Source organism: Variovorax sp. V15, assembly GCF_041154425.1.
GTDB classification, from domain to species: domain Bacteria; phylum Pseudomonadota; class Gammaproteobacteria; order Burkholderiales; family Burkholderiaceae_C; genus Variovorax; species Variovorax guangxiensis.
On the sequence record NZ_AP028659.1, the window covers coordinates 300,021 to 326,960 of the forward strand.

Annotated in this window: 25 protein-coding genes; 8 read left to right on the forward strand and 17 right to left on the reverse strand. The window is 67.9% G+C overall.

The genetic code is table 11. The features are described from left to right. The first annotated feature begins 122 nt into the window (after positions 1 to 122). Positions 123 to 698 (forward strand): type 1 glutamine amidotransferase domain-containing protein, encoded by a 576-nt coding sequence (locus tag ACAM57_RS01440; RefSeq protein WP_369660466.1) that lies wholly within the window; start codon positions 123 to 125, stop codon positions 696 to 698. On the opposite strand, the gene ACAM57_RS01445 is transcribed toward ACAM57_RS01440, so the two are convergent. Further along, on the reverse strand, positions 643 to 1,875 hold the full coding sequence (locus tag ACAM57_RS01445; RefSeq protein WP_369660467.1) for a citrate synthase: 1,233 nt from the start codon (positions 1,873 to 1,875) through the stop codon (positions 643 to 645). The two genes, ACAM57_RS01440 and ACAM57_RS01445, sit on opposite strands and share 56 nt — an antisense overlap. A gap of 82 nt (positions 1,876 to 1,957) precedes the next feature. On the opposite strand from ACAM57_RS01445, the gene ACAM57_RS01450 reads away from it, so the two are divergent. Both ACAM57_RS01450 and ACAM57_RS01455 read left to right on the forward strand, forming a co-directional pair. Beyond that, positions 1,958 to 3,079, forward strand: coding sequence for a citrate synthase/methylcitrate synthase (locus ACAM57_RS01450; protein WP_369660468.1), 1,122 nt, complete (start codon positions 1,958 to 1,960; stop codon positions 3,077 to 3,079). A gap of 103 nt (positions 3,080 to 3,182) precedes the next feature. Next, on the forward strand, positions 3,183 to 4,202 hold the full coding sequence (locus tag ACAM57_RS01455) for a hypothetical protein (RefSeq protein WP_369660469.1): 1,020 nt from the start codon (positions 3,183 to 3,185) through the stop codon (positions 4,200 to 4,202). On the opposite strand, the gene ACAM57_RS01460 is transcribed toward ACAM57_RS01455, so the two are convergent. The 7 genes from ACAM57_RS01460 to ACAM57_RS01490 all read right to left on the reverse strand — a co-directional run bounded on the left by ACAM57_RS01460 (position 4,193) and on the right by ACAM57_RS01490 (position 13,013). Beyond that, complete coding sequence (locus tag ACAM57_RS01460; protein WP_369660470.1) at positions 4,193 to 5,443, reverse strand: phenylacetate--CoA ligase family protein; 1,251 nt, start codon at positions 5,441 to 5,443, stop codon at positions 4,193 to 4,195. The genes ACAM57_RS01455 and ACAM57_RS01460 overlap by 10 nt on opposite strands. Before the next feature lie 49 nt (positions 5,444 to 5,492). Then, positions 5,493 to 6,305 carry an ABC transporter ATP-binding protein gene (locus ACAM57_RS01465; protein ID WP_026346745.1) on the reverse strand — a complete coding sequence of 271 codons (813 nt, stop codon included), beginning with the start codon at positions 6,303 to 6,305 and terminating at the stop codon, positions 5,493 to 5,495. Between the two features lie 99 nt (positions 6,306 to 6,404). After that, the gene (locus tag ACAM57_RS01470) at positions 6,405 to 7,736 is read right to left on the reverse strand and encodes an ABC transporter substrate-binding protein (protein ID WP_369660471.1); all 1,332 of its coding nucleotides are present in this window, start codon (positions 7,734 to 7,736) and stop codon (positions 6,405 to 6,407) included. Positions 7,737 to 7,794: 58 nt separating this feature from the next. Next, positions 7,795 to 8,859 (reverse strand): branched-chain amino acid ABC transporter permease, encoded by a 1,065-nt coding sequence (locus tag ACAM57_RS01475; protein ID WP_125950549.1) that lies wholly within the window; start codon positions 8,857 to 8,859, stop codon positions 7,795 to 7,797. A 164-nt stretch (positions 8,860 to 9,023) separates the two neighbouring features. Next, a complete protein-coding gene (locus ACAM57_RS01480; protein WP_369660472.1) occupies positions 9,024 to 9,953 on the reverse strand; it encodes a branched-chain amino acid ABC transporter permease in 930 nt (309 codons plus the stop codon). Between the two features lie 160 nt (positions 9,954 to 10,113). Continuing rightward, on the reverse strand, positions 10,114 to 10,896 hold the full coding sequence (locus ACAM57_RS01485; protein ID WP_126021241.1) for an ABC transporter ATP-binding protein: 783 nt from the start codon (positions 10,894 to 10,896) through the stop codon (positions 10,114 to 10,116). Positions 10,897 to 11,057: 161 nt separating this feature from the next. Next, on the reverse strand, positions 11,058 to 13,013 hold the full coding sequence (locus ACAM57_RS01490) for a long-chain fatty acid--CoA ligase (protein WP_369660473.1): 1,956 nt from the start codon (positions 13,011 to 13,013) through the stop codon (positions 11,058 to 11,060). Between the two features lie 84 nt (positions 13,014 to 13,097). On the opposite strand from ACAM57_RS01490, the gene ACAM57_RS01495 reads away from it, so the two are divergent. Together ACAM57_RS01495 and ACAM57_RS01500 are read left to right on the forward strand one after the other, a co-directional pair. Further along, complete coding sequence (locus ACAM57_RS01495) at positions 13,098 to 13,877, forward strand: Crp/Fnr family transcriptional regulator (protein WP_369660474.1); 780 nt, start codon at positions 13,098 to 13,100, stop codon at positions 13,875 to 13,877. After that, positions 13,874 to 14,341: a hypothetical protein gene (locus tag ACAM57_RS01500; RefSeq protein WP_126021244.1), complete on the forward strand. Its 468-nt coding sequence runs from the start codon at positions 13,874 to 13,876 to the stop codon at positions 14,339 to 14,341. Before ACAM57_RS01495 ends, ACAM57_RS01500 begins: the two co-directional genes overlap by 4 nt. Positions 14,342 to 14,356: 15 nt before the next feature. On the opposite strand, the gene ACAM57_RS01505 is transcribed toward ACAM57_RS01500, so the two are convergent. Beyond that, entirely contained in the window at positions 14,357 to 15,577 is a 1,221-nt protein-coding gene (locus ACAM57_RS01505) for a type II toxin-antitoxin system HipA family toxin (RefSeq protein ID WP_369660475.1), read from the reverse strand. Beyond that, a complete protein-coding gene (locus ACAM57_RS01510) occupies positions 15,567 to 15,842 on the reverse strand; it encodes a helix-turn-helix domain-containing protein (RefSeq protein WP_369660476.1) in 276 nt (91 codons plus the stop codon). Before ACAM57_RS01510 ends, ACAM57_RS01505 begins: the two co-directional genes overlap by 11 nt. A 173-nt stretch (positions 15,843 to 16,015) precedes the next feature. Here ACAM57_RS01510 and ACAM57_RS01515 point away from each other — a divergent pair, with 173 nt between their 5' ends. Together ACAM57_RS01515 and ACAM57_RS01520 are read left to right on the forward strand one after the other, a co-directional pair. Further along, positions 16,016 to 16,780: an SDR family NAD(P)-dependent oxidoreductase gene (locus ACAM57_RS01515; protein ID WP_369660477.1), complete on the forward strand. Its 765-nt coding sequence runs from the start codon at positions 16,016 to 16,018 to the stop codon at positions 16,778 to 16,780. Between the two features lie 19 nt (positions 16,781 to 16,799). After that, positions 16,800 to 17,057 (forward strand): hypothetical protein, encoded by a 258-nt coding sequence (locus tag ACAM57_RS01520; protein ID WP_126021248.1) that lies wholly within the window; start codon positions 16,800 to 16,802, stop codon positions 17,055 to 17,057. Between the two features lie 156 nt (positions 17,058 to 17,213). Here the strand turns inward: ACAM57_RS01520 and ACAM57_RS01525 are convergent, their stop codons facing one another. Further along, complete coding sequence (locus ACAM57_RS01525) at positions 17,214 to 18,224, reverse strand: MBL fold metallo-hydrolase (protein WP_369660478.1); 1,011 nt, start codon at positions 18,222 to 18,224, stop codon at positions 17,214 to 17,216. A 60-nt stretch (positions 18,225 to 18,284) separates the two neighbouring features. Next, positions 18,285 to 19,280 carry a tripartite tricarboxylate transporter substrate binding protein gene (locus ACAM57_RS01530; protein ID WP_184639614.1) on the reverse strand — a complete coding sequence of 332 codons (996 nt, stop codon included), beginning with the start codon at positions 19,278 to 19,280 and terminating at the stop codon, positions 18,285 to 18,287. A gap of 259 nt (positions 19,281 to 19,539) precedes the next feature. On the opposite strand from ACAM57_RS01530, the gene ACAM57_RS01535 reads away from it, so the two are divergent. Further along, positions 19,540 to 19,917, forward strand: coding sequence for a VOC family protein (locus ACAM57_RS01535; RefSeq protein ID WP_369660479.1), 378 nt, complete (start codon positions 19,540 to 19,542; stop codon positions 19,915 to 19,917). A 12-nt stretch (positions 19,918 to 19,929) separates the two neighbouring features. Here ACAM57_RS01535 and ACAM57_RS01540 read toward each other — a convergent pair whose 3' ends face one another. Genes ACAM57_RS01540 through ACAM57_RS01560 form a run of 5 tightly spaced genes read right to left on the reverse strand, consistent with a single transcriptional unit; the run spans position 19,930 to position 26,890 of the window. Beyond that, positions 19,930 to 20,511, reverse strand: coding sequence for a superoxide dismutase (locus tag ACAM57_RS01540; protein ID WP_369660480.1), 582 nt, complete (start codon positions 20,509 to 20,511; stop codon positions 19,930 to 19,932). A 43-nt stretch (positions 20,512 to 20,554) separates the two neighbouring features. After that, positions 20,555 to 21,229 carry a helix-turn-helix transcriptional regulator gene (locus tag ACAM57_RS01545; protein ID WP_369660481.1) on the reverse strand — a complete coding sequence of 225 codons (675 nt, stop codon included), beginning with the start codon at positions 21,227 to 21,229 and terminating at the stop codon, positions 20,555 to 20,557. 35 nt (positions 21,230 to 21,264) lie between these two features. Continuing rightward, the gene (locus tag ACAM57_RS01550; protein ID WP_369660482.1) at positions 21,265 to 22,698 is read right to left on the reverse strand and encodes an efflux transporter outer membrane subunit; all 1,434 of its coding nucleotides are present in this window, start codon (positions 22,696 to 22,698) and stop codon (positions 21,265 to 21,267) included. Positions 22,699 to 22,700: 2 nt separating this feature from the next. Continuing rightward, entirely contained in the window at positions 22,701 to 25,781 is a 3,081-nt protein-coding gene (locus ACAM57_RS01555; protein WP_369660483.1) for a MexW/MexI family multidrug efflux RND transporter permease subunit, read from the reverse strand. After that, positions 25,778 to 26,890, reverse strand: a complete 1,113-nt coding sequence (locus ACAM57_RS01560) for an efflux RND transporter periplasmic adaptor subunit (RefSeq protein ID WP_369660484.1) — start codon at positions 26,888 to 26,890, stop codon at positions 25,778 to 25,780. The genes ACAM57_RS01555 and ACAM57_RS01560 overlap by 4 nt, the downstream gene beginning before the upstream one ends. Positions 26,891 to 26,940 lie beyond the last annotated feature (50 nt).

Sequence of the window (26,940 nt, forward strand, 5' to 3'; positions counted from 1 at the left end):
CACATTCTTCGTAAAGGAAGTTTGCCGGCCGTCGAACTGTCCGACAGGCGGAGCCGGCGCCGGACGATGCGGCCGGCGCATGCCGGACCTAGGGTGAAGGGCTTTTGAAGGAGATTCAACCCATGCCCAATACCACCACATCGTCATCCTCGCTGGACGGAATGAAGGTTGCCATCCTCGTGTCCGACGGCTTCGAGCAGGTCGAGATGACCGAGCCGCGCAAGGCGCTCGACCTCGCCGGCGCGCAGACGCGGATCGTCTCGCCCGTCGGGCGCGTGCGCGGCTGGAACCATCACGACCCGGCGGACAGCTTCCCCGTCGACGTGCCGCTGACGAATGCGAGGCCCGACGACTTCGACGCACTGCTGCTGCCCGGCGGCGTCGTGAATCCGGACGCGCTGCGCATCGACGAGAAGGCGGTCGCTTTCGTGCGTGCCTTCGTCGAGGCCGGCAAGCCCATCGCGGCGATCTGCCACGGACCCTGGACGCTGATCGATGCCGGCGGCGTCAAGGGTCGCAAGATGACCTCGTGGCCCTCGCTGCATGCCGATCTGAAGAACGCCGGCGCGAAGTGGACCGACGAGGAAGTCGTGGTCGACCGCAGCCTCGTCACCAGCCGCAAGCCGGACGACCTGCCCGCCTTCAACCGCGAGATGACGAAGGCCTTCGCGCTCGCGCGGGAAACCGCGGCTCACTGATCTCTTCGGCCGCGCCGGGCATCGGCCCCGTGTAGCGGGCTCGCGGACGGATCAGTTGCCCCGTGGCCTGCTGCTCCAGCACGTGCGCGGTCCAGCCGACGGTACGCGAGAGCGCGAAGAGCGTGAGCGGCGCGCCCGGCGGCAACCTGTGTACGGCAGCGAGGGCGGCCAGCGCGAAATCGATGTTCGCGGCCTCGCCCAGCAGTCTCTCGCCGACGCCACGCAATTCCTCGAAGGCGGGCGGCAGCTCGATGTTCGCGAGCAGGGCGCCGCAGCGCGCGTCGCCGCCCGGGTAGAGCGGATGGCCGAAGGCCGCCAGCGGCCGGTCGTGCGCGAGCCACTCGCGCACCGCGGCCTCGGCGCCGATGTCCGACGCACGGTGCATCAGTGCCTGCACCGCTGCCGAGGCGCCGCCATGCAGCGGCCCGGTCAGCGTCGAGAGGCCGGTGAGCAGGCAGGCCGCCATCGACGCGCCGGTCGATGCCGTCACGCGCGCGGCGAAGGTCGAAGCGTTGAGTTCGTGGTCGGCCAGCAGCACCAGGGCGCGGCGCAGGTCGTCGGCGGCGCGCGGCCGGCGCCACGCCGTGGCCAGCCGCATGTGCAGCGGCATCTCGCGCGCGGCAGGCGTGGTGCCCAGCATCGCATCGGCCAGCGCGCCGATCGCGCCCGCCGCCTCGGCCTGCAGCACGCTGCGCGAGCGGCCGCGCGATGGCAGGTCGGTGGCGGCGCGCGCCGCGAGCGCGAGCAGGCCGGCCTGCAGCGGTGCGTTGCCTGAAGCAGCGGATGCGGCCGAAGCAGGAAAGCGCGGTGGCGTGCTTTCCCACAGCAGCCCCGCCACATCCTCCAGCGCGGCCTGCTCCGCCAGCACGCAGGCATCTTGCCCGCGATACAGCAGCCGCCCTTCGGCCACCGTCGATATGGCAGAGGCCAGCACCGGCTCGCCCCACTGGATGGCTTCGCTGGCCACTGTCTCGACACTGCGCCTGCCCCGCGCGCGCGCCGCGACGCGCTGCACGTCGTCGCGGTGATAGAGGCTGCGGCGCGGATCCGCCGCATCGGGCTTGGCGCGGATGCGGCCGCGGCTCACGCTCGCGTAGAGCGTCTGCGGACGCACCTGCATCAGCTCCAGCGCCTCGGTGGCCGGCAGCCACAGGGGCGTGCTTCTCTTCATGGTCATGTTGACAGAATAGATCAAGATTGACGTCAATATCCATCGGACCAGAATCGATGTCATCGTGACAACCCAGGAGCAAAGAGCGATGAACAACGATGACGGTAGCCTCGAAGGCGTGGTGGCAGCGCATACCGTGCTGTCCGAGGTGGACGGCGAGGCCGGCCGGCTGGTGATCCGTGGCCACGAGCTCGACGAGATCGCGCAGCGCTGGCGCTATGAAGACGTGGTGGGCCTGCTGTTCGAAGGCTTCTTCGACACGCTGCCCGCCGCCTCGGCCCTGCGCCGCGCCCTCGGCCGCGCGCGCCGCGAGGCCTTCGAGCTGCTGCAGCCGAACGACGATGCGCAGCTGCGCCGCATGCCGCCCATCGAGGCCGTGCGCGCGCTGATGGCTCGGCTTCCCGATGGCGACGACCTGTCGACCGCGCTGCGTCTGGTGGCCGCGCCGGCCGTCTACACCGCCGCCGTGATGCGCTGGCGCCTGGGCGTGCCGGCGCTCGCGCCGGACGAGGCGCTGACGCACGCCGCCGACATGCTGCGCATGCTGCATGGCCGATCGCCTACCCCCGCACAGAGCGCCGCGCTCGACACCTACCTCGTCACCGTGTGCGATCACGGCCTCAACGCATCGACCTTCGCGGCGCGCGTGGTTGCATCGACAGGCGCGGGTCTCGCATCGGCGGTGCTCGCGGGCGTCAGCGCGCTCAAGGGGCCGCTGCACGGTGGCGCGCCCGGCCCGGTGCTGGATGCGCTCGATGCCATCGGCACTGCCGCCAACGCGCGCGCATGGCTGGAGCAGGCCGTGGCCGACGGCCAGCGGCTGATGGGCTTCGGCCATCGCATCTACCGCGTGCGCGATCCGCGCGCCGATGCGCTCAAGGGCGCGCTCGGCAGGCTCGGCGAGGAAGGCAGCGTGAACGCCGCGCGCTTCGCGCTGGCCGAAGCCGCCGAGCAGGCCGCGCTCGCCATCCTGCGCGAGAAGAAGCCGGGCCGTGCGCTGGAGACCAACGTGGAGTTCTACACCGCGCTGCTGCTCGAAGCGCTGGGCTTCGGCCGCGAGAGCTTCACCTGCGTGTTCGCGGCGGGCCGAGTGAGCGGCTGGGTGGCGCATGCGCGCGAGCAGGTGAAGAAGGGGCGGCTGATCCGTCCGCAGTCGGTCTACGTCGGGCCTGCACCGGAGGAATCGGGCGAGGCCGCACTCGCGCACTGAGCCTACAGGGCGCACCCGCCGTCATCCGATACGCTCGCCTTTTTTGCATGACGCGGCCGCGCCGGCCGCGCCATGCGTCGTGAAAGGCGAAAGTATCTCTTCCATGACGGCGACTTCTTCCCATCCGCAAGCACGGCAGGCACTGCGCCTGCCGCGCGACTTCGCGCTCATCACCGTGGCCATCGACGCCGTGATGGTGCTGGTCAACATGACCCTGCAGCTCTGGCCCGACTCGCCCAATGCCGAGCAGCTGCGCAGCGCCTATGCGCTGCCGGGCGTGTGGGTCCCGATGGTGTTCAGCATCGGCATGGCCTGGGTGCTGGCGGCCGCGCTGGCCTGGAGCCACGGGCGCAATGCGCTCGAAAAGCGCGGCGTGGACAGCGTGGTACGGCTGCCCCAGCCGCGCGTGCGCTACGGCGCGGCATACGTCGTGGTGCTGCTGCTGAACTTCTACGCGCTGAGCCCGCTGCTCTACGACCTGCAGCTGCTTTTCATGCCGGGCGGGCGTTTGCACGAATCGCTGGGCGACACCTCGATGCGCGCGGCGATGCCGGTGTTCATGTTCCTGCAGTCCGTGGCCCAGCTGATCGTGCTGGTGCTCGGCGTGTGGGTCGCGGCATGGTTCGCGCTGAGGGCCGGCCGTGCCGATGCCTCGGATACGCGGGGCGATGACGTACCCGCGGGCTCTTCGCCGCGCCGCGCGGTGGCGCTGGTGGGGGCGTCGGTGTTCGCGTCGCTGCAGATGTGGAGCGGCGCGGCGCTGAGCCGCTGGAGTTCCGTGTCGCAAGGCCTGGACGGCGCCGGGCTGCTGGTGGCATGGGTAGTGCCGCCGCTGGCCGCCTTCGCGCTGGCTTTCTGGGGCGGCTGGCTGGGCGCGACGGCGGGCCTTTCGAGGGTGCGGCCCTTCAGGGCCGTGGCGGCATCGGTGCTGGCTTTCGCCCTGGTGCAGATCGGCTGCATCGCCATTGCACTGGCCTGGCTGGCGCTGGCGGTCTGGCTGCACGGCTTCAACAGCGCGGGTAGCCTCGTCGGCTTCGCGCTGGCGCTCGTGCTGGTCTACACGCTGCTCGCGGTGCTGCTCACGCGCGCCGCGACGCGCGGCTTCTACCGCCGCTACTTGTAGCTGCGCGCGTCCTCGATCACCTTGCCGTCGTTGGGCAGCGAGCCCGCGCCCACGACGACGACCTCGCCGCGCAGCTTGGTCACCTCGCGGATCACCGCGCTCACGCGCGCTTCCAGCCCCTCGGGCGCGGCGCCCGCGCATTCGAGCTGCAGCGTCATCCTGTCGTCGCCCATCTCGCCCGAGACGACGAGGCGCGCGCGCTGCACTTCGGGAAAGCGCCGCGCGATCTCGGCCACCTGCGACGGGTGCACGAACATGCCGCGAACCTTGGTGGTCTGGTCGGCGCGGCCCATCCAGCCCTTGATGCGCTTGTTGGTGCGGCCCGTGGGGCAGGTGCCCGCGAGCACCGCCGAGAGGTCGCCGGTGCCGAAGCGCACCAGCGGGTAGTCGGGGTTGAAGGTGGTGACGACGATCTCTCCGACTTCACCGTCGGGCACCGGGTGGCCGGTGCCGGGGCGCACGATCTCGACCAGCACGCCTTCATCGAGCACCAGCCCCTCGCGCGCGCTGGTTTCGTAAGCGATGAGGCCCAGGTCGGCGGTGGCGTAGCACTGCGTTCCCTTCACGCCGCGCGCGGCGATCCAGTCGTGCAGGCTCGGTGGGAAGGCCTCGCCAGACACCAGCGCCTTGGTGAGCGATGGCAGCTTGACGCTCTTCTCCTCGGCCTTCTCCAGCAATATCTTCAGGAAGCTGGGCGTGCCCGCGTAGCCCTCGGGCTTGAGGTCGACCATGGCTTCGAGCTGCTGCTCGGTCTGCCCGGTGCCGCCCGCGAACACGGTGCAGCCCATGGCGCGCGCGCCGCTTTCCATGATCGAGCCCGCGGGCGTCATGTGATAGCTGAAGCTGTTGTGGATGAGCTCGCCGCCGCGAAAACCCGCCGCATGCAATGCGCGCGCGGTGCGCCAGTAGTCGCGCGCCTCGCCCTCGGGCTCGTAGATGGTGCCGGGGCTCGCGAACACGCGCGGCATCCGCGGCCCGCGCACGATCGTCGAGAAGCCGCCGAAGGGGTCGTCCGCGCGCCGTGCCTTCTGCAATTCGAGCAATTCCGATTTGCGCGTGACCGGTAGTTTCGCGAGCGCCTCGCGCGTGGTGACGTCGGCGGGCTTCACGCCGTCGAGGATCTTCGCGAAGGCGGGCGCCGCTGTCTGGGCCTGTGCGATCTGCTTCGGCAGCGCGGCCAGCAGGTCGCGCTCGCGTTCGGCGGGGTCTCGGATCTCGAGTTTGTCGTAGTGGTCGGTCATGTCCGTACCCTTTGTCTTTCTGTTCGGTTCAGCCTCCGGCGGGGGAGAGTCAGGCCAGCCACCTCTTGCGCCGCTTGTAGCTCTTGACATCGCGGAAGCTTTTCCGGTCCGCGCCGCCGACGCCGAGGTAGAACTCCTTCACGTCCTCGTTCTCGCGCAGGCTCTTCGCCTCGCCGTCCATCACGATGCGGCCGTTCTCCAGGATGTAGCCGTAGTCGGCGTAGCGCAGCGCCATGTTGGTGTTCTGCTCGGCCAGCAGGAAGGTCACGCGCTCCTTGGCGTTCAGGTCCTTCACGATCTCGAACACTTCCTCCACGATCTGCGGCGCGAGGCCCATCGAGGGCTCGTCGAGCAGCACCATGGTCGGATTGGCCATCAGCGCGCGGCCGATGGCGCACATCTGCTGCTCGCCGCCGGAGGTGTAGGCCGCCTGCGAGGTGCGGCGCGTCTTCAGGCGCGGGAAGTACGCGTAGACCTTCTCCAGCGTCTGCTGCACCGCGGCCTTGCCGTCGGTGCGCGTGTAGGCGCCGGTCATCAGGTTCTCCTCGATGGTCAGGTGCGCGAAGCAGTGGCGGCCTTCCATCACCTGTATCAGCCCGCGCTTGACCAGCTCGGCCGGCGACAGCGCCTCGATGCGCTCGCCGCGCAGCTCGATGGTGCCCTTGGTGACCGCGCCGCGCTCGCCCGCGAGCAGGTTGCTCACCGCGCGCAGCGTGGTCGTCTTTCCCGCGCCGTTGCCGCCGAGCAGCGCCACGATGCCGCCGTCGGGCACGGTGAGCGACACGCCCTTGAGCACCAGGATCACGTGGTTGTAGATGACCTCGATGCCGTTGACGTTGAGGAGGATGTTGGATTCGCTCATGGTGTGGTCCGAAGCATTCGCAAGAACGGCGCACGGGGTGCCCGCCGCTCTTGCGAATGGCGGCTCTCGCGAGCCGCCACGGAACGCTCGCTCAGCGCATCAGGACTGGCAATCCGCTGCTTCGCGGCGGGTGAGCTTCTTCTCGCCCGCGTACTTGTCGGCCGCGGCCTTCACCATCGGCTTGATGATCTGCTCGTCGGCCTGGTACCAGTCGGACATGTCGCCCCACTTCGCGCCGTCCCAGGTGTGCACGCGCGCCCAGGTTGAGCCCATGTGGTCCTGGCACGAGGTGCTCACCGGGCGCATCACGCCCGAGAAGCCCAGCGCGTCCAGCTTCTTCTGGTCGAGCGCGAGGTTCTCCATGCCCCAGCGAACCTGCTCGCCGGTCATGACCTTGCCCTTGCCGAAGCGCTCCTGCGCGCGCTTCACCGCCTCGATGGTCAGCATCTGGATGATCACGCCGCGCGTGTAGAGCACTGAGCCCACTTCGTCCTTCGGACCGGTGCCCTGGCCCTTGTCGTGCACCTGCTTGAGGATGTCCTGGATCACCTTGGGTTGCGTGCCCGAGGTGTTCAGCGCCAGCGCGTGGTAGCCCTTGGCGTTGGCGCCCACGTCCTTCACGTCGGGCTCGGCGCCGGCCCACCACACGCCGTACATCTTCTCGCGCGGGTAGCCGGTGGCCACGGCCTCCTTCAGGGCGGTGGAGTTCATCACGCCCCAGCCCCACAGCAGCACGAAGTCGGGCCGCTGCTGGCGCACCTGCAGCCAGGCCGACTTCTGCTCCACGCCGGGCGCGGTCACCGGGATCAGCGAGAGCTCGAAGCCGTTCTGCTTGGCGCGCTCCTGCAGCAGCGGGATCGGTTCCTTGCCGAAGGGCGAGTCGTGATAGACGAGGGCGATCTTCTTGCCCTTGAGCTTGTCCATGCCGCCCTCCTTCTTCCCGATGTGCTGGATCAGGATGTCGGCCGCGGTCCAGTAGGAGCCCATCAGCGGGAAGTTCCACTTGAAGACGCCGCCGTCCTGCGAGGCGGCCAGGCCGTAGCCCAGCGTGATCAGCGGGATCTTGTCGGTGGGCACCTTGTCGGTCAGCGCGAAGGTGATGCCGGTGGCCTGCGGGTCGAAGAGCGCGACACCGGGGCGGCCCTTCAGGCGCTCGTAGCACTCCACGCCCTTGTCGGTGGCGTAGCCGGTCTCGCACTCCTCGTACGCGATCTTCACGCCGTTGATGCCGCCGGTGGCGTTGACCAGCTTGATGTAGTCCTGCTTGCCGTTGGCCCAGGGCGTGCCGTTGGGTGCGTAGGGGCCTGTGCGGTACACCAGCAGCGGGAAGAACTGCTCCTTGGCCTGCGCGCCGGCCACGGATGGCGCGAGCGCGGCGCCGAGGGTGCCGGCCACCAGGGCGGCGGTCAGAGCGAGCGATTTCAGTTTCATGCCTGTCTCCTTTGTGGGCACCTCGGTGCCGGGTTTTCTACGAACGGGAACTCATCAATCAATGCGGGAACGGCCACAGCCGCAGCTTCTCCTTGGCCGTGGACCACAGCCGCGCGAGGCCGTGCGGCTCGACGATCAGGAAGAACACGATCAGCGCGCCGAAGATCATGGTCTCCAGGTGCGAGGCCAGCGCGGTGGAAATCGAGAAGCCCAGCCAGCCCGGCAGCTGGTTGAGCAGGAGCGGCAGCAGCACGATGAAGGCGGCACCGAAGAAGCTGCCCATGATCGAGCCCAGCCCGCCGATGATCACCATGAACAGCAGCTGGAACGAGCGGTCGATGCTGAAGGCCGCCGGCTCCCACGCGCCCAGGTGCACGAAGCCCCACAGCGCGCCGGCCACGCCGACGATGAAGCTGCTCACCGCGAAGGCCGTGAGCTTGGCGTAGACGGGGCGGATGCCGATCACCGCGGCGGCCACGTCCATGTCGCGCATCGCCATCCATTCGCGGCCGATGGCGCTGCGCACCAGGTTCTTGGCCAGCAGCGCGAACACCGAGACGAAGATCAGGCAGAAAAGATACTTCTGCGCCGGCGACTCGATGGGCACGCCGAACACGTTGAGCCCCGCCACGCTCACCGAGCCGGAGGAAGAATTGTTGGTGAACCACTGGATGCGCAGGAAGGCCCAGTCGGTGAAGAACTGCGCCGCCAGCGTGGCCACGGCCAGGTACAGCCCCTTGATGCGCAGGCTCGGAATGCCGAAGAGCACGCCGATCACCGTGGCGCACAGTCCGCCCAGCAGCAGCGATGCGATGAGCGGCATGCCGTCGATGCGCACCTGGAAGTTGTAGGCCGCGTACGCGCCCACCGCCATGAAGGCGCCGGTGCCCAGCGAGATCTGGCCGCAGTAGCCCACGAGGATGTTCAGCCCCAGTGCGGCGAGCGAAAGAATGAGGAAGGGCGTGAGGATGGCGCGCATCCAGTAGTCCGACACGCCCAGCGGCACCACCACGAACGCCACGAGCAGCAGAACGAGGATGGCCAGGCGGTCCTGCGCGATCGGGAAGATCTGCTGGTCGGCGCGGTAGCTCGACTTGAATTGGCCGTTTTCTCTGTAGAACATGTCAGTAGGTCGAAAGCGGGATCGGACAGCCGAACGCAGAGGTCGCGAAGGCCTCGCAGAGGTCGCAGAAGGAATGCAGAAAATCTTGAGGTTTTCTTCTGCGACCTCTGCGCAGCTTTTGCATTTCTTCCGCGTTCGGTTGTCCGTATTCGAAGTTCTTCATCTCACACCCGATCGATGATCTTTTCGCCGAAGAGGCCCTGCGGGCGCACAAGCAGGAACACCAGCGCCAGCACATAGGCGAACCAGATCTCGATGCCGCCGCCGAACATGGGGCCCAGATAGATCTCGGAGAGCTTCTCGCCCACGCCGATCAAGAGGCCGCCGATGATGGCGCCCGGAATGGAAGTGAGGCCGCCCAGGATCACCACCGGCAGCGCCTTCAGCGCCACCAGCGACAGCGAGAACTGCACGCCCAGCTTCGATCCCCAGATGATCCCGGCCACCAGCGCCGAGAAGCCGGCCACCGACCACACGATCACCCAGATGCGCTTGAGCGGAATGCCGATGGACTGCGCGGCCTGGTGGTCGTCGGCCACCGCGCGAAGGGCGCGGCCGGTGGCGGTCTTCTGGAAGAAGATGGCCAGCACCACCACGAGGCCCGCGGCCACGAGTGCGGCGATCAGGTCTTCCTGGCTCAGCAGCAGGCCGCCCTGGAAGGTGTTCTCCAGCACCATCAACGGTTCCTTGGGCATGCCGACGTCGATCTTGTAGATGTCGTTGCCGAAGATGGTCTGGCCCACGCCGTCGAGGAAGTAGGCGATGCCCAGCGTGGCCATCAGCAGCGTGATGCCTTCCTGGTTCACCAGCTTGCTCAGCGCGAGCCGTTCGATGAGCCAGGCCACGAGAACCATCACCGCCATGGCCGCGACGAAGGCCAGGATGTTCGCGAGGACCTGGCTTTCGAAGCCGAACCACTGCGGGAACCACTCGGCGAAGCGCGCCATGGCCAGCGCCGCGAACAGCACCATCGCGCCCTGCGCGAAGTTGAAGACGCCGGAGGCCTTGTAGATCAGCACGAAGCCGATGGCGATCAGCGAATAGAGCATGCCGACCATGAGGCCGCCGAAGAGGGTTTCGAGGAAAAAGCCCATGGTCAGTTTCTTTCTCCCTCTCCCGCTTGCGGGAGAGGGCAGGGGTGAGGGCAAGCGGCGTTGGAGATGCTGCCGTTTGTGATGAGGCCGTCGACCCTCACCCCAACCCTCTCCCGCAGGCGGGAGAGGGGGCAAGACAGGAAGCGGTCGTGCGCGGCCATCAGTGCTCCACACCCAGATAGGCCCGGATCACGTCTTCGTTGCTGCGCACCTCGTCGGGCGTGCCGTCGCCGATCTTCTTGCCGTAGTCCAGCACCACCACGCGGTCGGAGATGTCCATCACAACGCCCATGTCGTGCTCGATCAGCACGATGGTGGCTCCGAACTCGTCGTTCACGTCGAGGATGAAGCGGCTCATGTCCTGCTTCTCCTCCACGTTCATGCCGGCCATGGGCTCGTCCAGCAGCAGCACCTGCGGCTCCATCGCGAGCGCGCGGCCCAGGTCCACGCGCTTCTGCAGGCCGTAGGGCAGGCGGCCCACCGGCGTCTTGCGGTGCGCCTGGATTTCGAGGAAGTCGATGATGTGCTCGACGAACTCGCGGTGCGCGAGTTCCTCGCGCTCGGCCGGTCCCCAGCGCAGCGCCTGCGCGAACAGGCCGCTCTTCATCTTGAGGTTGCGGCCCGTCATGATGTTGTCGAGCACGCTCATGCCCTTGAAGAGGGCCAGGTTCTGGAAGGTGCGCGCCACGCCCATCTCGGCCACCTGGCGCGAGTTCATGTGCTTGAAGGTCTGGCCCCGGAAGGTGATGGAGCCCTGCTGCGGCCAGTACACGCCGTTGATGCAGTTCAGCATCGAGCTCTTGCCCGCGCCGTTCGGCCCGATGATGGCCCGCACCTCGTGCTCGCGCACGTTGAAGCTGATGTCGGTGAGCGCCTTCACGCCGCCGAAGCTCAGCGAGATGTTCTGCACGTCCAGGATGACGTCGCCGGTTTTTCTAGCCATGGACGGGCTCCTGGACGCGGACGGCCGAACGCAGAAGTCGCGAAGGTTTCGCAGAAGTCGCGAAAGAAGACCATGAAAAGTTCATCCGATTCCCTCTGCGACTTCTGCGCAGTTTTTGTATTTCTTCTGCGTTCGGCTGTCCGAATTCGAGTGCATTCATCTCACGCCGCCTTTCCCAACGGCGCGAACCGCTTCGCCTCGACGATCTTCAGCGTCGCGCTCACCACGCCCGTGCGTCCGTCCTCGAACTTGACCTGGGTCTCGATGAACTGCTCCTTCCTGCCGCCGTAGAGCGCGTCGACCAGCACCGCGTACTTGTCGGCGATGAAGCCCCGGCGCACCTTGCGCGTGCGGGTGAGCTCGTCGTCGTCGGGGTCGAGTTCCTTGTGAAGCACGAGGAAGCGCGCGATCTGCGTCTCGCCCATGCCGTCTTCGGCGGCGAGGTCGGCGTTCACCTTGGCGATGCACTCGGCCACCAGCGCGAGCACGTCGGGCTTGCCGGCCAGGTCGACGTAGCCACCGTAGGCCAGGCCTCGGCGCTCGGCCCAGTTGCCGACGGCCTCGTAGTCGATGTTGATGGCGGCGCAGACCTCGTCGCGGCCGTTGCCGAAGCACACGGCTTCCTTGATCTGCGGGAAGAACTTGAGCTTGTTCTCGATGTAGTTGGGCGCGAACATCGCGCCGCCCACGAGGCGGCCCACGTCCTTGGCGCGGTCGATGATGCGCAGGTGGCCTTCGCTGTCGAGCACGCCCGCGTCGCCGGTGTGGAAGTAGCCGTTCGCGTCCAGCACCTCGGCGGTGGCGTCGGGGCGCTTGTAGTACTCCTTGAGCACCGACACGCCGCGCACCAGCACCTCGCCGTCTTCGGCGATCTTCAGCTCGATGCCGGGCGCGGCCGTGCCCACGGTCTGCAGCTTGACCTTGCCGTCCTGCTGCAGGCACACGTAGGCGCAGGTCTCGGTCTGGCCGTAGAACTGCTTCAGGTTGACGCCGATGGAGCGGTAGAAGCGGAACAGGTCGGGCCCGATGGCCGCGCCCGCGGTGTATGCCACGCGGATGCGGCTCATGCCCAGCACGTTGCGCAGCGGGCCGTAGATCAGCAGGTCGCCCAGGCGGTACATCAGGCGGTCGCCCATGCTCACCGGCGCGCCGTTGAGGATGTCGGCGCCCACGCGCTGCGCCAGCGCCATGAACTTCGCGTACAGCCAGCGCTTCGGAGCCGCGGCGTCTTCCATGCGGATCGACACGGCTGTCAGCAGCCCCTCGAAGGTGCGCGGCGGGCCGAAGTAGTAGCTCGGGCCGATCTCGCGCATGTCGTTCATCACCGTTTCCGACGACTCGGGGCAGTTGAGCGTGAAGCCGCCCACCAGCCACTGCGCCACCGAGAACAGGTGGTCACCCACCCACGCCATCGGCAGGTAGCTCATGATGTTGTCGCCGGGGCCGAGCCTGTCGGTCTCCACGCCGCCGCGGCCCGCCGCGATGAAGCTCGCGTGCGTCTGGCACACGCCCTTGGGGCGGCCGGTGGTGCCGGAGGTGTAGAGGATCACGCCCACGTCCGTCGCTTCGCCGCTGGCCACCGCGCGGTCGTAGTAGCCGACGTTGGCCCTGTCGAACTCGCGGCCCAGCGCGCGCAGCTGCTCGTGGCTCATGAGCCCGGGCTGGTCGTAGTGGCGCAGGCCCTTGGGGTCGTCGTAGACGATGTAGCGGATGCCGGGCTGCTTGCCCTGCTGCATCTCGCGGCACTCGAGCAGCTTGTCGACCTGCTCCTGGTCTTCGACGATCACGAACTCGATGCCGGCGTCCTGCAGCATGAAGACCATCTCGCCGGCCACCGCGTCCTGGTACAGCGGCACCGGCACGCCGCGCAGGCTCTGCGCCGCGACCGCCGCCATGTACAGGTGGGGCCGGTTGGCGCCGACGATGGCCAGGTTGTCGAAGGGCCTGAAGCCCAGGCTCGCGAGGCCGCAGGCGGTCTCGCGCACTTCCTGCGCGACGGCGCTCCAGCTCCAGGTTTGCCAGATGCCGAGGTCCTTCTCGCGCATGGCTGGGGCCTCGGGCTGGGCCTCGGCGTGCGCGAGCAGCAGACGGGGAAAGGTGGGGGCGGGTGTTTGCACAGTGGCCGGATCGTAGGACTCACTTTGACGCCCGCTTGTCGTTCCAACGACAATCCTAGGGACACTACTCCCCGGAGTTTCCCGATGCCTCATGGCCATCCCACCCACAGCGCGCTCGGCGGTTCGACCATCAGGGACCGGGTGCGCGCAGCCAATGCGCAGGAACTGGAAGGCATTCCGTGGCTGCCCACGCTCACGCCCGCCGAGCGGCGCCGCGCCGAGGCCGCGCTGGTGGTCGGCGAGGCCGAGCCCGGCGACCTCGTCTGCCGCGTCGGGCGCTCGCCCACCTACTGGTTCGGCGTGGTCGAGGGGCTCCTGAAGATGAGCAACGACAACGCCGACGGCGGCTCCGTCACCTACACCGGCGTGCCGCCCGGCGGCTGGTTCGGCGAAGGCACGGTGATGAAGCGCGAGCCCTACCGCTACAACATCCAGGCGCTGCGGCGCAGCCTCATCGCCGGCCTGCCCACCGACAGCTTCCACTGGCTGCTCGACCATTCCATCGGCTTCAACCGCTTCGTGATGAACCAGCTCAACGAGCGGCTGGGCCAGTTCATCGCCGCGCTCGAGATCGACCGGCTCAACAACCCCGACGCGCGCGTGGCGCGCAACCTCGTGTCGCTGTTCAATCCGGTGCTGTATCCGGGCGTGGGCGAAGTCCTGCGAATCACCCAGCAGGAACTGGCCTACCTCGTCGGCCTCTCGCGCCAGCGCGTGAACGAGGCGCTGAACGCGCTCTCGGCGCAGGGGCTGATCCGCGTGGAGTACGGCGGGCTGCGCGTGCTCGACCTGCCGGGCCTGCGCGCGACCGCGATGTCGAACAAGAAGACCCAGCCGGTGCCAACCCAGGCGGAAAAATCATGACCAATCTCTCCGACAAGCTCCAGATCGTGCCCGCGAATGCCGAGGCCGCATTCATCCCGCCTCCGGAACCACCCAAGGCCAAGCCCGAAAGCGCCGGCCCCACGCTGGAGGAAGTCATCGAGCGCAACGAGGCGCTCACCGAAAAGGTAGAAGCGCTCGACGCGGTGCTGGCCAAGCCGCTCGCCGAGATCCTGGCCGACCGCGAGAAGGCCGAGGAAGCTGCGCTCGCCTGGGATCGCTTCGGCGCGATGTGGATGCTCTCGCAGCGCGCCATGCGCCGCGTTGCCCTCGACCTCGCGGCGCAGCTCGGCGTGAGCGAGGAAGAAGTCGTGGCGCGCGCCATGGCCAATGCCAACGCGGTGCTCAACGGTGCGGACGAGGTCGACCTGGGCGGCACCATCGCGCCGGCGCAGATGCAGCACATTGCGCGGCATCGCAACTTCCTGAGGAAGCAGTTCCGCTAGAGCCGCCTCCGGCTGTTATCGCGTCTTGGCGTGGATCATCCCGTCGGTCCACGTGTCTCGCATCTTCGCCAGCAGGTCTTTCGGGATCCGCTGGTCGCCGCGCGCCTCGTCCAGCGTCTTTCGCATCCCCTCGGCGATTCGCTCGAGAACGAGGGCGGGCTTGGCGACCCCGCATACCTTGCTGCCGAAAAGCAGCAGCTCCTCGGTCGTCGGATAGGCCCTGGTGTGGCCCTTGCCCGCGAAGAGCTTGAGCGCAAGCGTGCGGTCCTCCAGCTCGGGCCCGCCCTCGTAGCGCGTGTACCTGTAGATCGCGGTGGTCACCACGTCGAACATGGGCGCGAGGCGGCAGTCCGCCGTCGAGGTGTAGAGCAATCCGTAGTTCTTGAGGTGGCCGTCGCCGTTGCGCACCATGATGCTGAAGGCGACCTGCTCGAAGAAGCGCGCCAGGTTCTCGCTGGGCAGCTGAAGGTACTGCATCAGCTCGGCGATGCGCTGGTAGCTGCCGTGGTACTTCCGATCGGACTGGATGTCGCGCACCCGGAGGTTCATCAACGCCGCGATGTCCTCGAACCCGATGCGCGAGCCGTCCGCCGCGATGTCGAACCTGTCGACCAGGAGCAGCTGTCCGTCGTCCGAGAGATCGAAGCCGGGTGTCTCGATGCCGGCGTGGCCGGCGGCCGTCAGGCACAAGAACTCGTTGGCCGACAGGCCCGGGTAGGAAGGAGCGGCGGCCTTCACGATGATCGTGGGCACCGGGAGGGTGACCCGATCCGGCACCATGATCTTCGGCTGCATGCCGGCGATGCCTGCGCCCGTGCTCAGATACGCCCGCACCAGTTCGTCGAACACCTCGGGCGTGTAGCGGGTTTGCAGCAAGGTCTTGCGGTCGATGGTCCGAGGCGCCGCAAGCGGCTGCGCTCCCGGCAGCTGGAAGCCCAGCCGCCCGATGCCGTTGGAGCCGATCACCGCGAGCAGGTGCATCGGGGTGAGCTGCTGCTTGGGGAACATCGCCCGCAGGCGCAGGTACAGGTCGCCCTCCGGCAGGTTCTGATCCATGACCGCGAAGAGGTCGCCGTCCTGGTATGTGGGCCGGGTCGGCGGCATGAGGAGCGCGACCGAGGGCTGGTCCGCACGGCCGTCGAGGTACCGGAACTCGTAGACGGAGTGCCTGAGCAACTGCCCGGCGGGCGCGCCGGCGATCTCGACGTCGAGCTGCCTGATCTTTTCAGGAAGCATCGTCGTCCTCGTTCTGTCCGAAGCGTTGCGTGACTTCCTCCAGCGTTGGCATGCCCAGGCGCTCCAGGCTGATCGTGAGATCCATGGCGCGCAGGATGTCGAAAAGCGAGGCGAGGGTGACGTCTTCTCCGCGCTCCAGGCGGTAGAGAACGTTGCGCGCGCGGCCCGACCGTGAGGCGATGTCGGTCGCCTTCAGGCGGCCTTCTTTTCGCGCGCGCTTGATGGCTTGTCCAAGCTCGCCGGGAAGCCTGATTTTGTCCTTCATTCGCCACATTTTGTGACTCAAAACGGAATTTGTCCATTTTGAAGGACAAAACTCCATCTATCGCCGGTACGTTCAGGACTCGGTGCCGCGGCGACGGATTCAACCGTGGGCCCGATCGAAATTCATCGCATCGCCTAAGCTCGCGGTTTTCTTTCCGTCTCCACCGCAATCCCATGTCTACCTCTCACCTCACCCTCATCACCGGCGCCTCGCGCGGCCTGGGCCAGGCCATTGCCGAGCAGCTGCTGCAGGCCGGCCACACGGTCGTCGGCATTTCGCGCAAGCAGTCGTCCGCGCTGGCCGAGGCAGCCAAGGCTGGCGGTGCCGAGCTCACGCAATGGGAGCAGGACCTGTCCGACCCGGTGGCCGCGGCCGAGCGCCTCTCGGCCTGGCTCAAGACCGTCGACGCGCAGCGCTTCGACAGCGTCACGCTCATCAACAATGCCGGCACCGTGGGCAACCCCGCGCCGCTGTCGCGCGCCGTGGAGTCGGAACTGTCGCTGGCCCTGCGCATCGGCCTGGAAGCGCCGATGCTGCTGACGGCGGCGTTCCTCGGCGCCACGCGCGAATGGCGCGGTGCGCGCAAGGTGCTGAACATCTCCTCGGGCCTGGGCCGCAACGCCATGGGCAGCCAGGCGCCCTACTGCGCCGCGAAGGCCGGCATGGACCACTTCTCGCGCGCCGTGGCGCTGGAAGAGGCCAATGCGCCGAACGGCGCGCGCATCGTCTCGCTGGCGCCGGGCGTGATCGACACCGACATGCAGGTGCAGCTGCGCGGTGCCTCGGCCGAGAAGTTTCCGGACCGCACGCGCTTCGAGAAGATGAAGAACGAAGGCATGCTCGACAGCCCCGCCACGGCCGCGGCCAAGGTGCTGAAGTACCTCTCGCGCGCGGACTTCGGCGCCAAGCCCGTGGCCGACGTGCGCGACCCCGACTGAGCGGAAGGCGAGCGACCCCATGGCAACGGCCCAGGCCATCGACACCGGCGAGTACAAGCTCTTTCCCTCGCCGCGCAACGTGCACCGCATCGTGTTCGAGCACCAGGTGTTCGTGCCGCACCCCTATGCGCTGATCGTGATGAACGAATTCGGCTTCAAGGGGCGCTACAGCCTGTTCTCGGCCTGCCGCATGAGCGACGGGAAGATGGGGCAGGTGGCGACGTTCGAGGACGCGGCGGATGTGGACGTCTTCAACAGGAAGTTCGTGCCTGACTGAGTTCGGGCGTTGTTCCCTCACCCCTTGGGGAGAGGGTTAGGGTGAGGTCAGCGGCTCAGGAAGATGCGCGACCTTCGCTACCGCCGTTACCCCCTCACCCCAGCCCTCTCCCCGAGGGGAGAGGGAGTGAAACCATCGGGGAGGCGCTGCTGTTTGCTACTGCATCGCAAACCTGTCGCGCTGCGCCTGCGCGCATTCACCCATCACGCCCAGCGCACGCTCCACAGTCGGCGTGCCAATCACGAACGGGTTTGCTGCGCCCGCGGGCTGCTGGCGCAGCGCGGCCATCTTGGCCTGCGAGCTGTCGACGTTCGAGTGGTTCGACAGCATCACGTCGATGTTCTGCGCCTTCACGATCGAATCCATGCGCTTCGTGGAGGCGATGTAGTTGTCCAGCCGCGGGATGTCCTTGCCGAAGTTGAAGCCCGTGCCGCCCCAGAGCATGGCGCGGTGCTTCCTGCCGTTCTCGCTGACGTCGAACACCGGCGAGAGCGTGCCCATGGTGTGGCCCGGCGTGAGGTAGAGCGTGACGGTGGTGTCGCCCAGCGTGACGCGGTCGCCGTCCTTCACCGAGATGTCCCGCTTCGGAGGCGCGCCCCAGATCGGCGTGGCGAATTCGAGCTTGGTCTCGGTCATCGTCCAGTCGGGCTCGCTCATCACCACGCGCGCGCGGTACTTCTGCGCGAGATACGGCGCGCCGCCGTAGTGGTCGCCGTGTCCGTGCGTGACGATCACGTACTTGATCTGCGCCGGGTCCAGGCCCAGCTTGCGCATGCCGCCCTCGATCAGCGCTGCGGCTTCCACCTGGTTGTTGAGCGCGTCGATGAGGATGATGCCGTCCGAGGTCTTGATGGCCCAGGCGCTGACCCAGTCGGCGCCCACGAAGTAGAGGTTGTCGAAGGCCTTGGCGGGCGGCGGTGCCGGCTTGTTGATGAGCAGCGGCAGGCCCTTGTCGAGCTCTTCCTGCGGCGGGCGCGTGGCGGGGGCGGGCTTGCACAGCGACAGCAGCGGCCCGAGGTCGGTGCCCGCGGCCTTCGTGGCTGCCGCGACGTGGGCGGCGACGGTGGCATCTGAAGGTTTCTGCGCGGCAGGCGTCTGCGCGCAGCCCTGGAAAAGGACGACGGCCGCCGCGAGGGCAGCCGTCTTCAGGGGAAGCGAAGGAACCATCGGTGTCTCCATGCCGTCGTTGCGGCCTGTTCTGGAGACACCATTCTGCGACGCGAAGTCTTATTCGATTGTCGCGCCCGAGGCTTGCACGATGCCCTTCCACTTCTCGTAGTCGGTCTTCAGCAGCGCACCGAACTGCTCGGGCGTCATGCTTTGCGGCTCGGCGCCCTGCGCGATGATGGCCGCCTTCATGTCGGGCGTGGCCAGCAGCTTGTTGATCTCGGCATTGAGCGTGGTCACCACGTCCTTGGGCGTGCCGGCCGGCACGAAGATGCCGTACCAGGTGCTCACGTCGAAGTCCTTGTAGCCGAGCTCGGCCACGGTGGGCGTCTCGGGCAGCGAGGTGCTGCGCTTGGCCGAGGTGACGGCCAGCGGACGCAGCTTGCCGGCCTTGATCTGCGCCATGGCCGAGGGCACCGACGACACCATCAGGTCGACGTTGCCCGCGAGCACGTCCATCATGGCCGCGTTGGAGCCCTTGTAGGGCACGTGGCGCATCTTGATCCTGGCGGCGCCGTTGAAGATCTCGCCGGCCAGATGGATGGTGGTGCCGTTGCCGGGCGAGCCGTAGGTGACGGTGTCGGGCGCGGCGCGCGCGGCCTTCACCACGTCGTCGAGCGTCTTGAACTTGGAGTTGGCCTGCGTGACGATCACCACCGGCGTGTAGGCCACATGGGCTACCGCGGTCAGGTCCTTCACCGGGTTGTAGCTCAGGTTCTTGTAGAGCCAGGGCGCCACGACCATGTTGTCCTTCTGGCCCATCACGATGTCGTAGCCCGTGGGCGCCGCGCGCGCGGCCTCGGCGATGCCGATGGTGCCGCCGGCGCCCGCGCGGTTGTCGGGCACCATGGTCCAGTGCTTGGCCTCGGTGAGCTTCTGGGCCACCAGGCGGGCCAGGATGTCGGTGCCGCCGCCGGGCGGGAAGGGCACGATCAGGCGCACGGGCTTGGCGGGGTAGGCGGTGGCCTGTGCGTGGGCGGTGGCGGTAAGGGCCAGCGGGAGTGCCAGCGAGAACGCCAGCGAGGTGGCCAGCTTGCCGAGATGTCTGCGGATCATGGGTTGTCTCTTCGTCGGAATGGATCGGGGGTTGCAGCCGTCGCCTGCGGTCACTGCACCGGGGGTGCAGTGTGCCGGAAGCCGCGTAAGAAGGATTTCTTCATTCGCGATGGGGCACGTATCGACTTGCGGGGCCCCATTTTCCGATGCCTTGACAGGGCCCTGTCCGACGCAAATACTGCACCGCATGGTTGAGTAATTTTGGCAAGCTCGGCGCCCTTCATTTTCGATGGCGCGCGGGGCCTGGAAGGAGACTCGCATGCTCGGAAACATCAACGCAGTGGCCAATCTCGCGGTGAAGGATCTCGCCGTGGCCCGTCGCTTCTACGAAGACACGCTGGGCCTGAACCAGGTCGATGCGGAAGGGGACGAGGTCATCGTCTATCGCAGCGGCAACACGCGCATCAATGTGTACCGATCGCAGTTCGCGGGCACCAACCAGGCGACGGCCGTGACGTGGTCGGTCGATGGCGACATCGAACGCCTCGTGGACGCGCTGAAGTCGCGGGGCGTGCGTTTCGAGCACTACGACATGCCCGACACGCAGCTGGTCGGCGACCTCCATGTCATGGGCGACATGAAGGTCGCGTGGTTCAAGGACCCGGACGGGAACATCCTGAACCTGATCAACGACTGATCGAACGATCGATCAGCCGAAGTTCCTGGCTGCGAAGTCCCAGTTGACCAGCTTGGCCAGGAAGGTCTCGACGAACTTCGGGCGCAGGTTGCGGTAGTCGATGTAGTAGGCGTGCTCCCAGACGTCCACCGTCAGCAACGCGGTGTCGGCGGTGGTCAGCGGCGTGCCGGCTGCGCCCGTGTTCACGATGTCCACCGAGCCGTCGGCCTTCTTCACCAGCCAGGTCCAGCCCGAGCCGAAGTTGCCCACGGCCGACTTCACGAAGGCTTCCTTGAAGGCGTCGTAGCTGCCCCACTTGGCTTCGATGGCCTTGGCCAGCGCGCCGGTGGGAGCACCGCCGCCTTGCGGCTTCATGCAGTTCCAGAAGAAGGTGTGGTTCCAGATCTGGGCGGCGTTGTTGTAGATGCCGCCGCTGGACTTCTTGACGATCTCCTCGAGCGTCATCGACTCGAATTCGGTGCCCTTCTGCAGATTGTTGAGGTTCACCACATAGGCGTTGTGGTGCTTGCCGTAGTGGTACTCGAGGGTTTCCTTCGAATACTCGGGTGCCAGTGCGTCGAGCGCGTAGGGCAGGGGTGGGAGCTTGTGTTCCATCGTGGTTCCTTTGGGTTGGTGAAAGAGCAGGGAGAAAGAAATCTCAGGCGGCCGCCTTGGGCTCGACCCGGTAGGCGCAGCGCCGCGCGCCCGCCAGCACGTGCTCGACGCGGCTGACGTTCACGTCGGGGCCCAGCACCTCGTTGAAGAGCTGCAGCTCGCTGCGGCAGAAGCCCGTGCAGGCCTGCGCCGCGGTACAGATGGGGCAGTGGTTCTCGATGAAGAGAAAGCCGTTGCCCCGGCCCTCCTCGTCGGGCCGGAACTCGGCCATGTAGCCCTCGCGGCTGCGGATCTCGGCCAGCCGCTCCAGCCGCATCTTCAGGCTGCGCGCGCCGCGCATGGCCTCGGCGTAGTTGGTGCGCATCGTGGCTTCGCGCGCGTTGATGAGCTGGTCCATGCCCTTCTGCCCGAACACGCTGATGACGGCGCTGATCATCTGCACCGTCATCTCGGCGTGCGTGTCGGGAAAGCGCTTGTGGCCTTCCCCGGTGAGCCGCCAGATCTGCGTGGGCCTGCCCCGGCCGCTGGAGCGGCTCTCGGAGTCGACCAGCCCCTCGGCCTCCAGCTTGGCCATCTGCTGGCGCACCGCCTCCACCGTGACGTTGAGAACCTTGGCGATGTCGGGTATGCCGAGCGCGCCTCGGGTCTTGAGCGTCGAGAGGATGCGGTCTGCCGGCTGGTGCGGCATCCAGGTTGGCTTTGCATCGGGGGCGGACATGGCGGCGGCTTCTGGCATGGAAAACAGCACCATTGTCAGGTGGTTGGCGCTCCCTTCGCCACCGCGGGTGCTTGCCAGCCACCGCCCAGCGCCTTGTAGAGCGCGACGAGGCTGGTGTATGAGGCGGTTTCGGCCTCGGCCACGGCGTCCTGCGCGCGCAGCAGGCTGCGCTGGGCATCGAGCACGCTGAGATAGGGCGCGGCGCCTTCGCGGTAGCGCACCTCGGCCAGTTCGGCGGCGCGGCTGCTGCGGGCCGATGCTTCCACCAGCCGCTGCAGGCGCAGCTGGTTCTGGCCATAGCCGGTGAGCGCGCCTTCCACGTCCTCGATGGCGCGCAGCACCGTCTGCTCGTAGAGTGCGCGGTCGCCCTCGGCGCGGGCTTCGGCGCCGCGCACGCGGGCCTTCACCGAGCCCAACCGCAGGGCAGGCCAGCTCACGCCCGGCGTCACGCTGAAGGCCCGGCTCGACGAGCTGCCGAGGTCCGAACCCCGCAACGCGACGAAGCCGAGGAAGCCGCCGATGTCGAAGCGCGGATACAGCTCGGCCGTGACCGCGCCCACGTCGGCCGTGCTCGCGGCAAGCCCGCGCTCGGCGCGCAGCACGTCGGGCCGGCGGCGCAGCAGTTCGCTCAGGTCGCCCACGGGCAGGCGCTTGTCGATCGCGCGCAGCTGGCGCGGCTGCAGCATGGGCTCCAGCTCGCCCGGGCGCAGGCCGGCCAGCACCGCGACGCGGTAGGCCGACTGGCGGCGCGTGGTTTCCAGCGCGGGCAGCTGGCTCTCGGTGGTCGCGAGGTTGGCCTGCGCGCTCGCCAGGTCGCCTTCGAGGGCGCGGCCGGTCTGCACTTGCGCCTCGGTCACGCGCAGGCTCTGGCGCAGGCTGTCCAGCGTGCGGCGCGTGACCGCGATGCGCTGCTCGGCGCCGCGCATCTCGTAGTAGTTGCGCGCCAGCTCGGCCACCGCGACGATGCGTACCTGCTCCAGGTCGGCCGCGCTGGCCTCGGCGCGTGCGGTCGCGGCCTCGTCCAGGCGCTTCAGGCGGCCGAACAGGTCGATCTCCCACGAGGCGTCGAAACCCGCGCGGCTGCTCTGTGCCAGCGAGCGCACATCGGGCTGCGCGCCGCTGTTGCCTTGGGCGATGCCGCGTGTCTTGCTCGCGCTGGCGGTCACCACCGGCAGCCGGTCTAGCTCCGCTCCGGTCTGAACCGCTCGGGCTTCGAGCAGGCGGGCCTGCGCGATGCGGATGTCGTGGTTCTCGGCCAGCGCGCGGTCGACGAGCGCGTCGAGCTGCGGATCGTCGAGCTGGCTCCACCAGTCGCGCTGCACCGCGTCGTTGGCGAAGAGCGAGCTCTCCGGTGCGCGGATGACCACCGGCGCATCCGCCGGAGCCCTGTAGTCGGGCCCGACGGCGCAGCCGGCGAGCACCAGCATGCCCAGCGCGAAGGGAGCCGCGTAGGAAAAGAGTCTGTTCATGGTCACGCTCCTTCGGCCAGCGCTTCGAGTTCGGCCGCGCGCTGCGAGCGGCCCTCGGCGCGGTGGTCGCGCGCCAGCAGCGTGTACATGGTGGGCAGCACGAAGAGCGTGAAGAGTGTTCCCACCAGCATGCCGACCACGATCACCAGCCCGATGCTGAAGCGGCTGTTGGCGCCGGCCCCGCTCGCGAAGAGCAGCGGCACCAGGCCCACCACCATCGCGGCGGTGGTCATCAGGATGGGGCGCAGCCGGATGCGCGCGGCCTCCTCGATGGACGAGCGCCGGTCCAGGCCCTTGTGCATCTGGATCTCGTTGGCGAACTCCACCATCAGGATGCCGTGCTTGCTGATGAGCCCGATCAGCGTCACCAGCCCGATCTGCGTGTAGATGTTGATGGTGCCGAAGCCCAGCGCCAGCGGCACCAGCGCGCCGCAGATCGACATCGGCACGCTGATCAGGATGATCAGCGGGTCGCGCAGGCTCTCGTACTGCGCCGCCAGCACCAGGTAGATCACGACGATGGCGAACACGAAGGCCATCACCAGCGCCGAGCCTTCCTGCGTGAACTGCCGCGCGTCCGACTGCCAGTCGTAGCTGAAGCCGGCCGGCAGCTTCTTCGCCTCCTCGCTCAGGAAGGCCACCGCGTCGCCCATTGTCACGCCCGGCGCCGGAATGGCCTGGAAGGTGGCCGCGTTGAGCTGGTTGAACTGCGTGAGCTTGTTCGGGCCCACGCTGGTCGACAGCTGCACCAGGTTGGCCAGCGGCACCGGCTGGCCGCTCGCGCTCTTCACGAAGTAGCGAGAGAGCGCCTCGGCCGTCAGCCGCTGCTCGCGCGGCGACTGCGGAATCACGTCGTACGAGCGGCCGTCCATGCCGAAGCGGTTGACGTAGTTCTCGCCCACCAGCACCGCGAGCGTGTCGCCGATGGACTTCATCGTCACGCCCATGCTGTTGGCCTTGGCGCGGTCCACGCGGATCTCGACCGTGGGGTTGTTGAACTCCAGGTCGCTGTCGACCACGATGAATTTGCCGCTGTCGCGCGCCGACTTCTTCAGCGCCTCCATCGCCTCGAACACGGTGCGGTGATCGCCCGCGCTGCGGATCACCATCTGCACCGGCAGCCCACCGGTCGAGCCCGGCAGCGAGGGCAGCTGGAAAGCGAAGACGCTGCTGCCTTCCACCTCGTTCATGCGGCCCTGCGTGTCGCCCTGGATCTGGTCGGCGTTGCGCTTGCGGTCCTTCCAGTCGGAAAGCTGCACGCCGCCGATGCTGTTGGAGACACCGTCCGAGCCGTTGATGAGCCAGCGGCCGGTGTTCTCGGGCAGCGAGGCGAACACGTCGTCCCACTTCTTGCCGAACTTCTCGACGTAGTCGATGTTGGCGTGCTGCGGCGACTTGATGGCCGTCAGCACCATGGCCTGGTCTTCACCGGGTGCGAGCTCGCGCTGCGCCGCGTTGTAGAGGAAGGGCAGGCTCGCCAGCACCAGCGCCGCGAAGATGCCGGTGGCCCAGCGATGGTGCAGCGACACGTCGAGCAGCCTGCCGTAGCCCGTGGCGAGCCGGTGGAAGAAGCTCTCGGCCGCGCGCGCCATGCGGCTGCCGGTGGCGTCCTGCGGCAGCAGGAAGGAGCTCATCACCGGCGACAGCGTGAGCGCGATCACGCCCGACACCACCACCGCGCCCGCCAGCGTGAAGGCGAATTCCTTGAAGAGCGAGCCGGTGAGCCCGCCCATGAGGCCGATGGGCGCGTACACCGCTGCCAGCGTGAGCGTCATGGCAATCACCGGGCCGGCCACCTCGCGTGCGCCGATCAGCGCGGCCTGCACGCGCGACTTGCCTTCCTCGATGTGGCGGTGCACGTTCTCGACCACCACGATGGCGTCGTCCACCACCAGCCCGATGGCCAGCACCATCGCCAGCAAGGTCAGCAGGTTGATGCTGAAGCCGAACAGCAGCATCAGCGCGGCCGCGCCCAGCATCGACAGCGGAATGGTCACCACCGGAATCAGCACCGCGCGCACTGAGCCCAGGCACAGGAAGATCACGATCACCACGATGGCGATGGCCTCCAGCAGCGTGTGGCGCACCTCGTCGATGGACGCCTCGATGAAGCGCGCCAGCTCGAAGGGCAGCTGCACCTCCACGCCTGGTGGCAGGTTCTGCTTGATGCCGGGCAGCAGCTCGCGGATGCGCTTGACGATCACCAGCGGATTGCCGTTGGGCGCGGCCTGCAGGCCGAGGTAGATGGCGGGCACGCCGTCCATGGTCGCGCTGCTGTCGGCGCTGGCCGCCCCGAGCTCCACGGTGGCCACGTCGCCCAGTCGCACGATGGCATCGCCCTCGCGCTTGACGACCATGTCGCGGAACTCGGCCACGTTCACCAGGTCGGTGTTCACGCGGATGTTCGACACCACGTACAGGCCCTTCACCTGCCCCGGCGCGGCCTGCACGTTGTTCTGGCGCAGGGCGTCGGCCAGCTCGCCGGCCGAGATGCCGCGCGCCGCCATGCGATTGGGGTCGAGCCATACGCGCATCGCCAGCGTCTGCCCGCCCGACACCTCCACGCCCGAGACGCCGGTGATGGAGGCGAACTGCGGCTGCACCACGCGCGAGAGGTAGTCGGTGAGCGCGGGCATCGGCATCGTCTTGCTGGAGAAGCCCACGTACGCCACGGCGGTGGCCTCGCCCGACGACTTCAGGATCACCGGGTCGAAGGCCTCCGCCGGCAGGCGGTACTTCACCTGGCTGACCTGCGCCATCGCCTGCGTAAGCGCCTGGTTGGCGTCGGCGTTGAGCTTCATGCGCACGCTGATCACGCTGCGGCCCAGCGTGGACGAGGAGGAAAGGTAGTCGACGTTCTCGATCGTCGCCACCGCCTGTGCGATCGGCTGCGTGACGAAGCCCTGCATCAGCTCCGGCGAGGCGCCGGGGTACTGCGTGGTGATGGTGAGCGTGGTGCTCTCGGTCAGCGGGTACTGCCGCACCGGCAGGTCGCCCAGGGCGCGCGCGCCCAGCAGCAGGATGAGGGTGCTCACCACCAGCGCCAGCACGGGCCGGCGCACGAAGAGGTCGGTGAACTTCATGACTTCGATTCCTGCGTGAGCGACAGCGTGTCCTTGTCGCCGGGTGCGACCGCCGCGCCGGTGTAAAGGCGCAACTGGCCCGAGGTGACGACCTTGTCGCCGGGCGAGAGACCCTTCTCGATCACCACCAGCCCGTCCTGCCGCTCGCCGGCCTTCACGAAGACCTGCTGCGCGGAGAAGCCGCCGCCTTTTTCAGCGGGAACCACGATGAACACCGAGTCGCCGTGCGTGCTGTAGGTGATGGCCGTCTCGGGCACGGTGATGGCGTCGGTGCGCGCCGGCAGTGCGACCCGGCCGTTGACGAACATGCCCGGCGCGAGCGCGCCGTCCGCGTTGTCGACCGTGGCCTGCAGGCGCACCGTGCGGGTGTCGCTGCCGATCTGTGGCTCGATGGTGCTGAGCCTGCCCTGGAATACGCGTCCCGGATACGCGTCGACCGACAGCGCCACCTGCTGGTTGCGCTTGAGCGCGGGCAGGGCGGTCTCGGGCAGCGTGATGTTGGCGAAGAGCGTGCGGCTGTCGGTGAGCGACACCAGCGCATCGCCCGCGCGCACGAACTGCCCGAGGTTGACGCGGCGGATGCCGAGCACGCCGTCGAACGGCGCCTTGATGCGCTTCTGCTCCAGCAGCGCCTGCACCCGCCGCAGCTCGCCGCTGGCCTGGTCGAAGGCGGCCTGCGCCTGTTCGAGCTGCTCCTGCGTGGCCGCCTGCTGCGGCACCAGCCGGCGCGTGCGCTCCAGCAGCGCCCTCGCATTGGCGCGCTGGGCCTTCAGCCGCTCCAGGTCGCCCTGCTCGGGCGCGTCGTTGAGCTGCACCAGCACCTGCCCCGCGCGCACCTCGGCGCCGGGCGTGAAAAGGATCTTCGCGATGCGTCCCTCCACCTCGGCCGGCACCTCCACCTGCCGGTTGGCCTCCAGCGTGCCGATGCCGCCGAGGAAGCGCGCCACTTCCGTCTTCTGCGCAGCGGCGACTGCCACCTTGGCCGGCGGCATGCCGCCTCCACCCTCCGCATGCGCGGGCCGCAGCTTGGTGGCGAGCCCGAAGCCGGCGCCTCCCAATACCAGTGTCGCAAGGCCGGCACCCAGCCAGGCCCTTGATTGCTTGTTCATACGACGTCCATTATTAATCAAAGAAAGTACTTTGATTATTTGTTGATGTC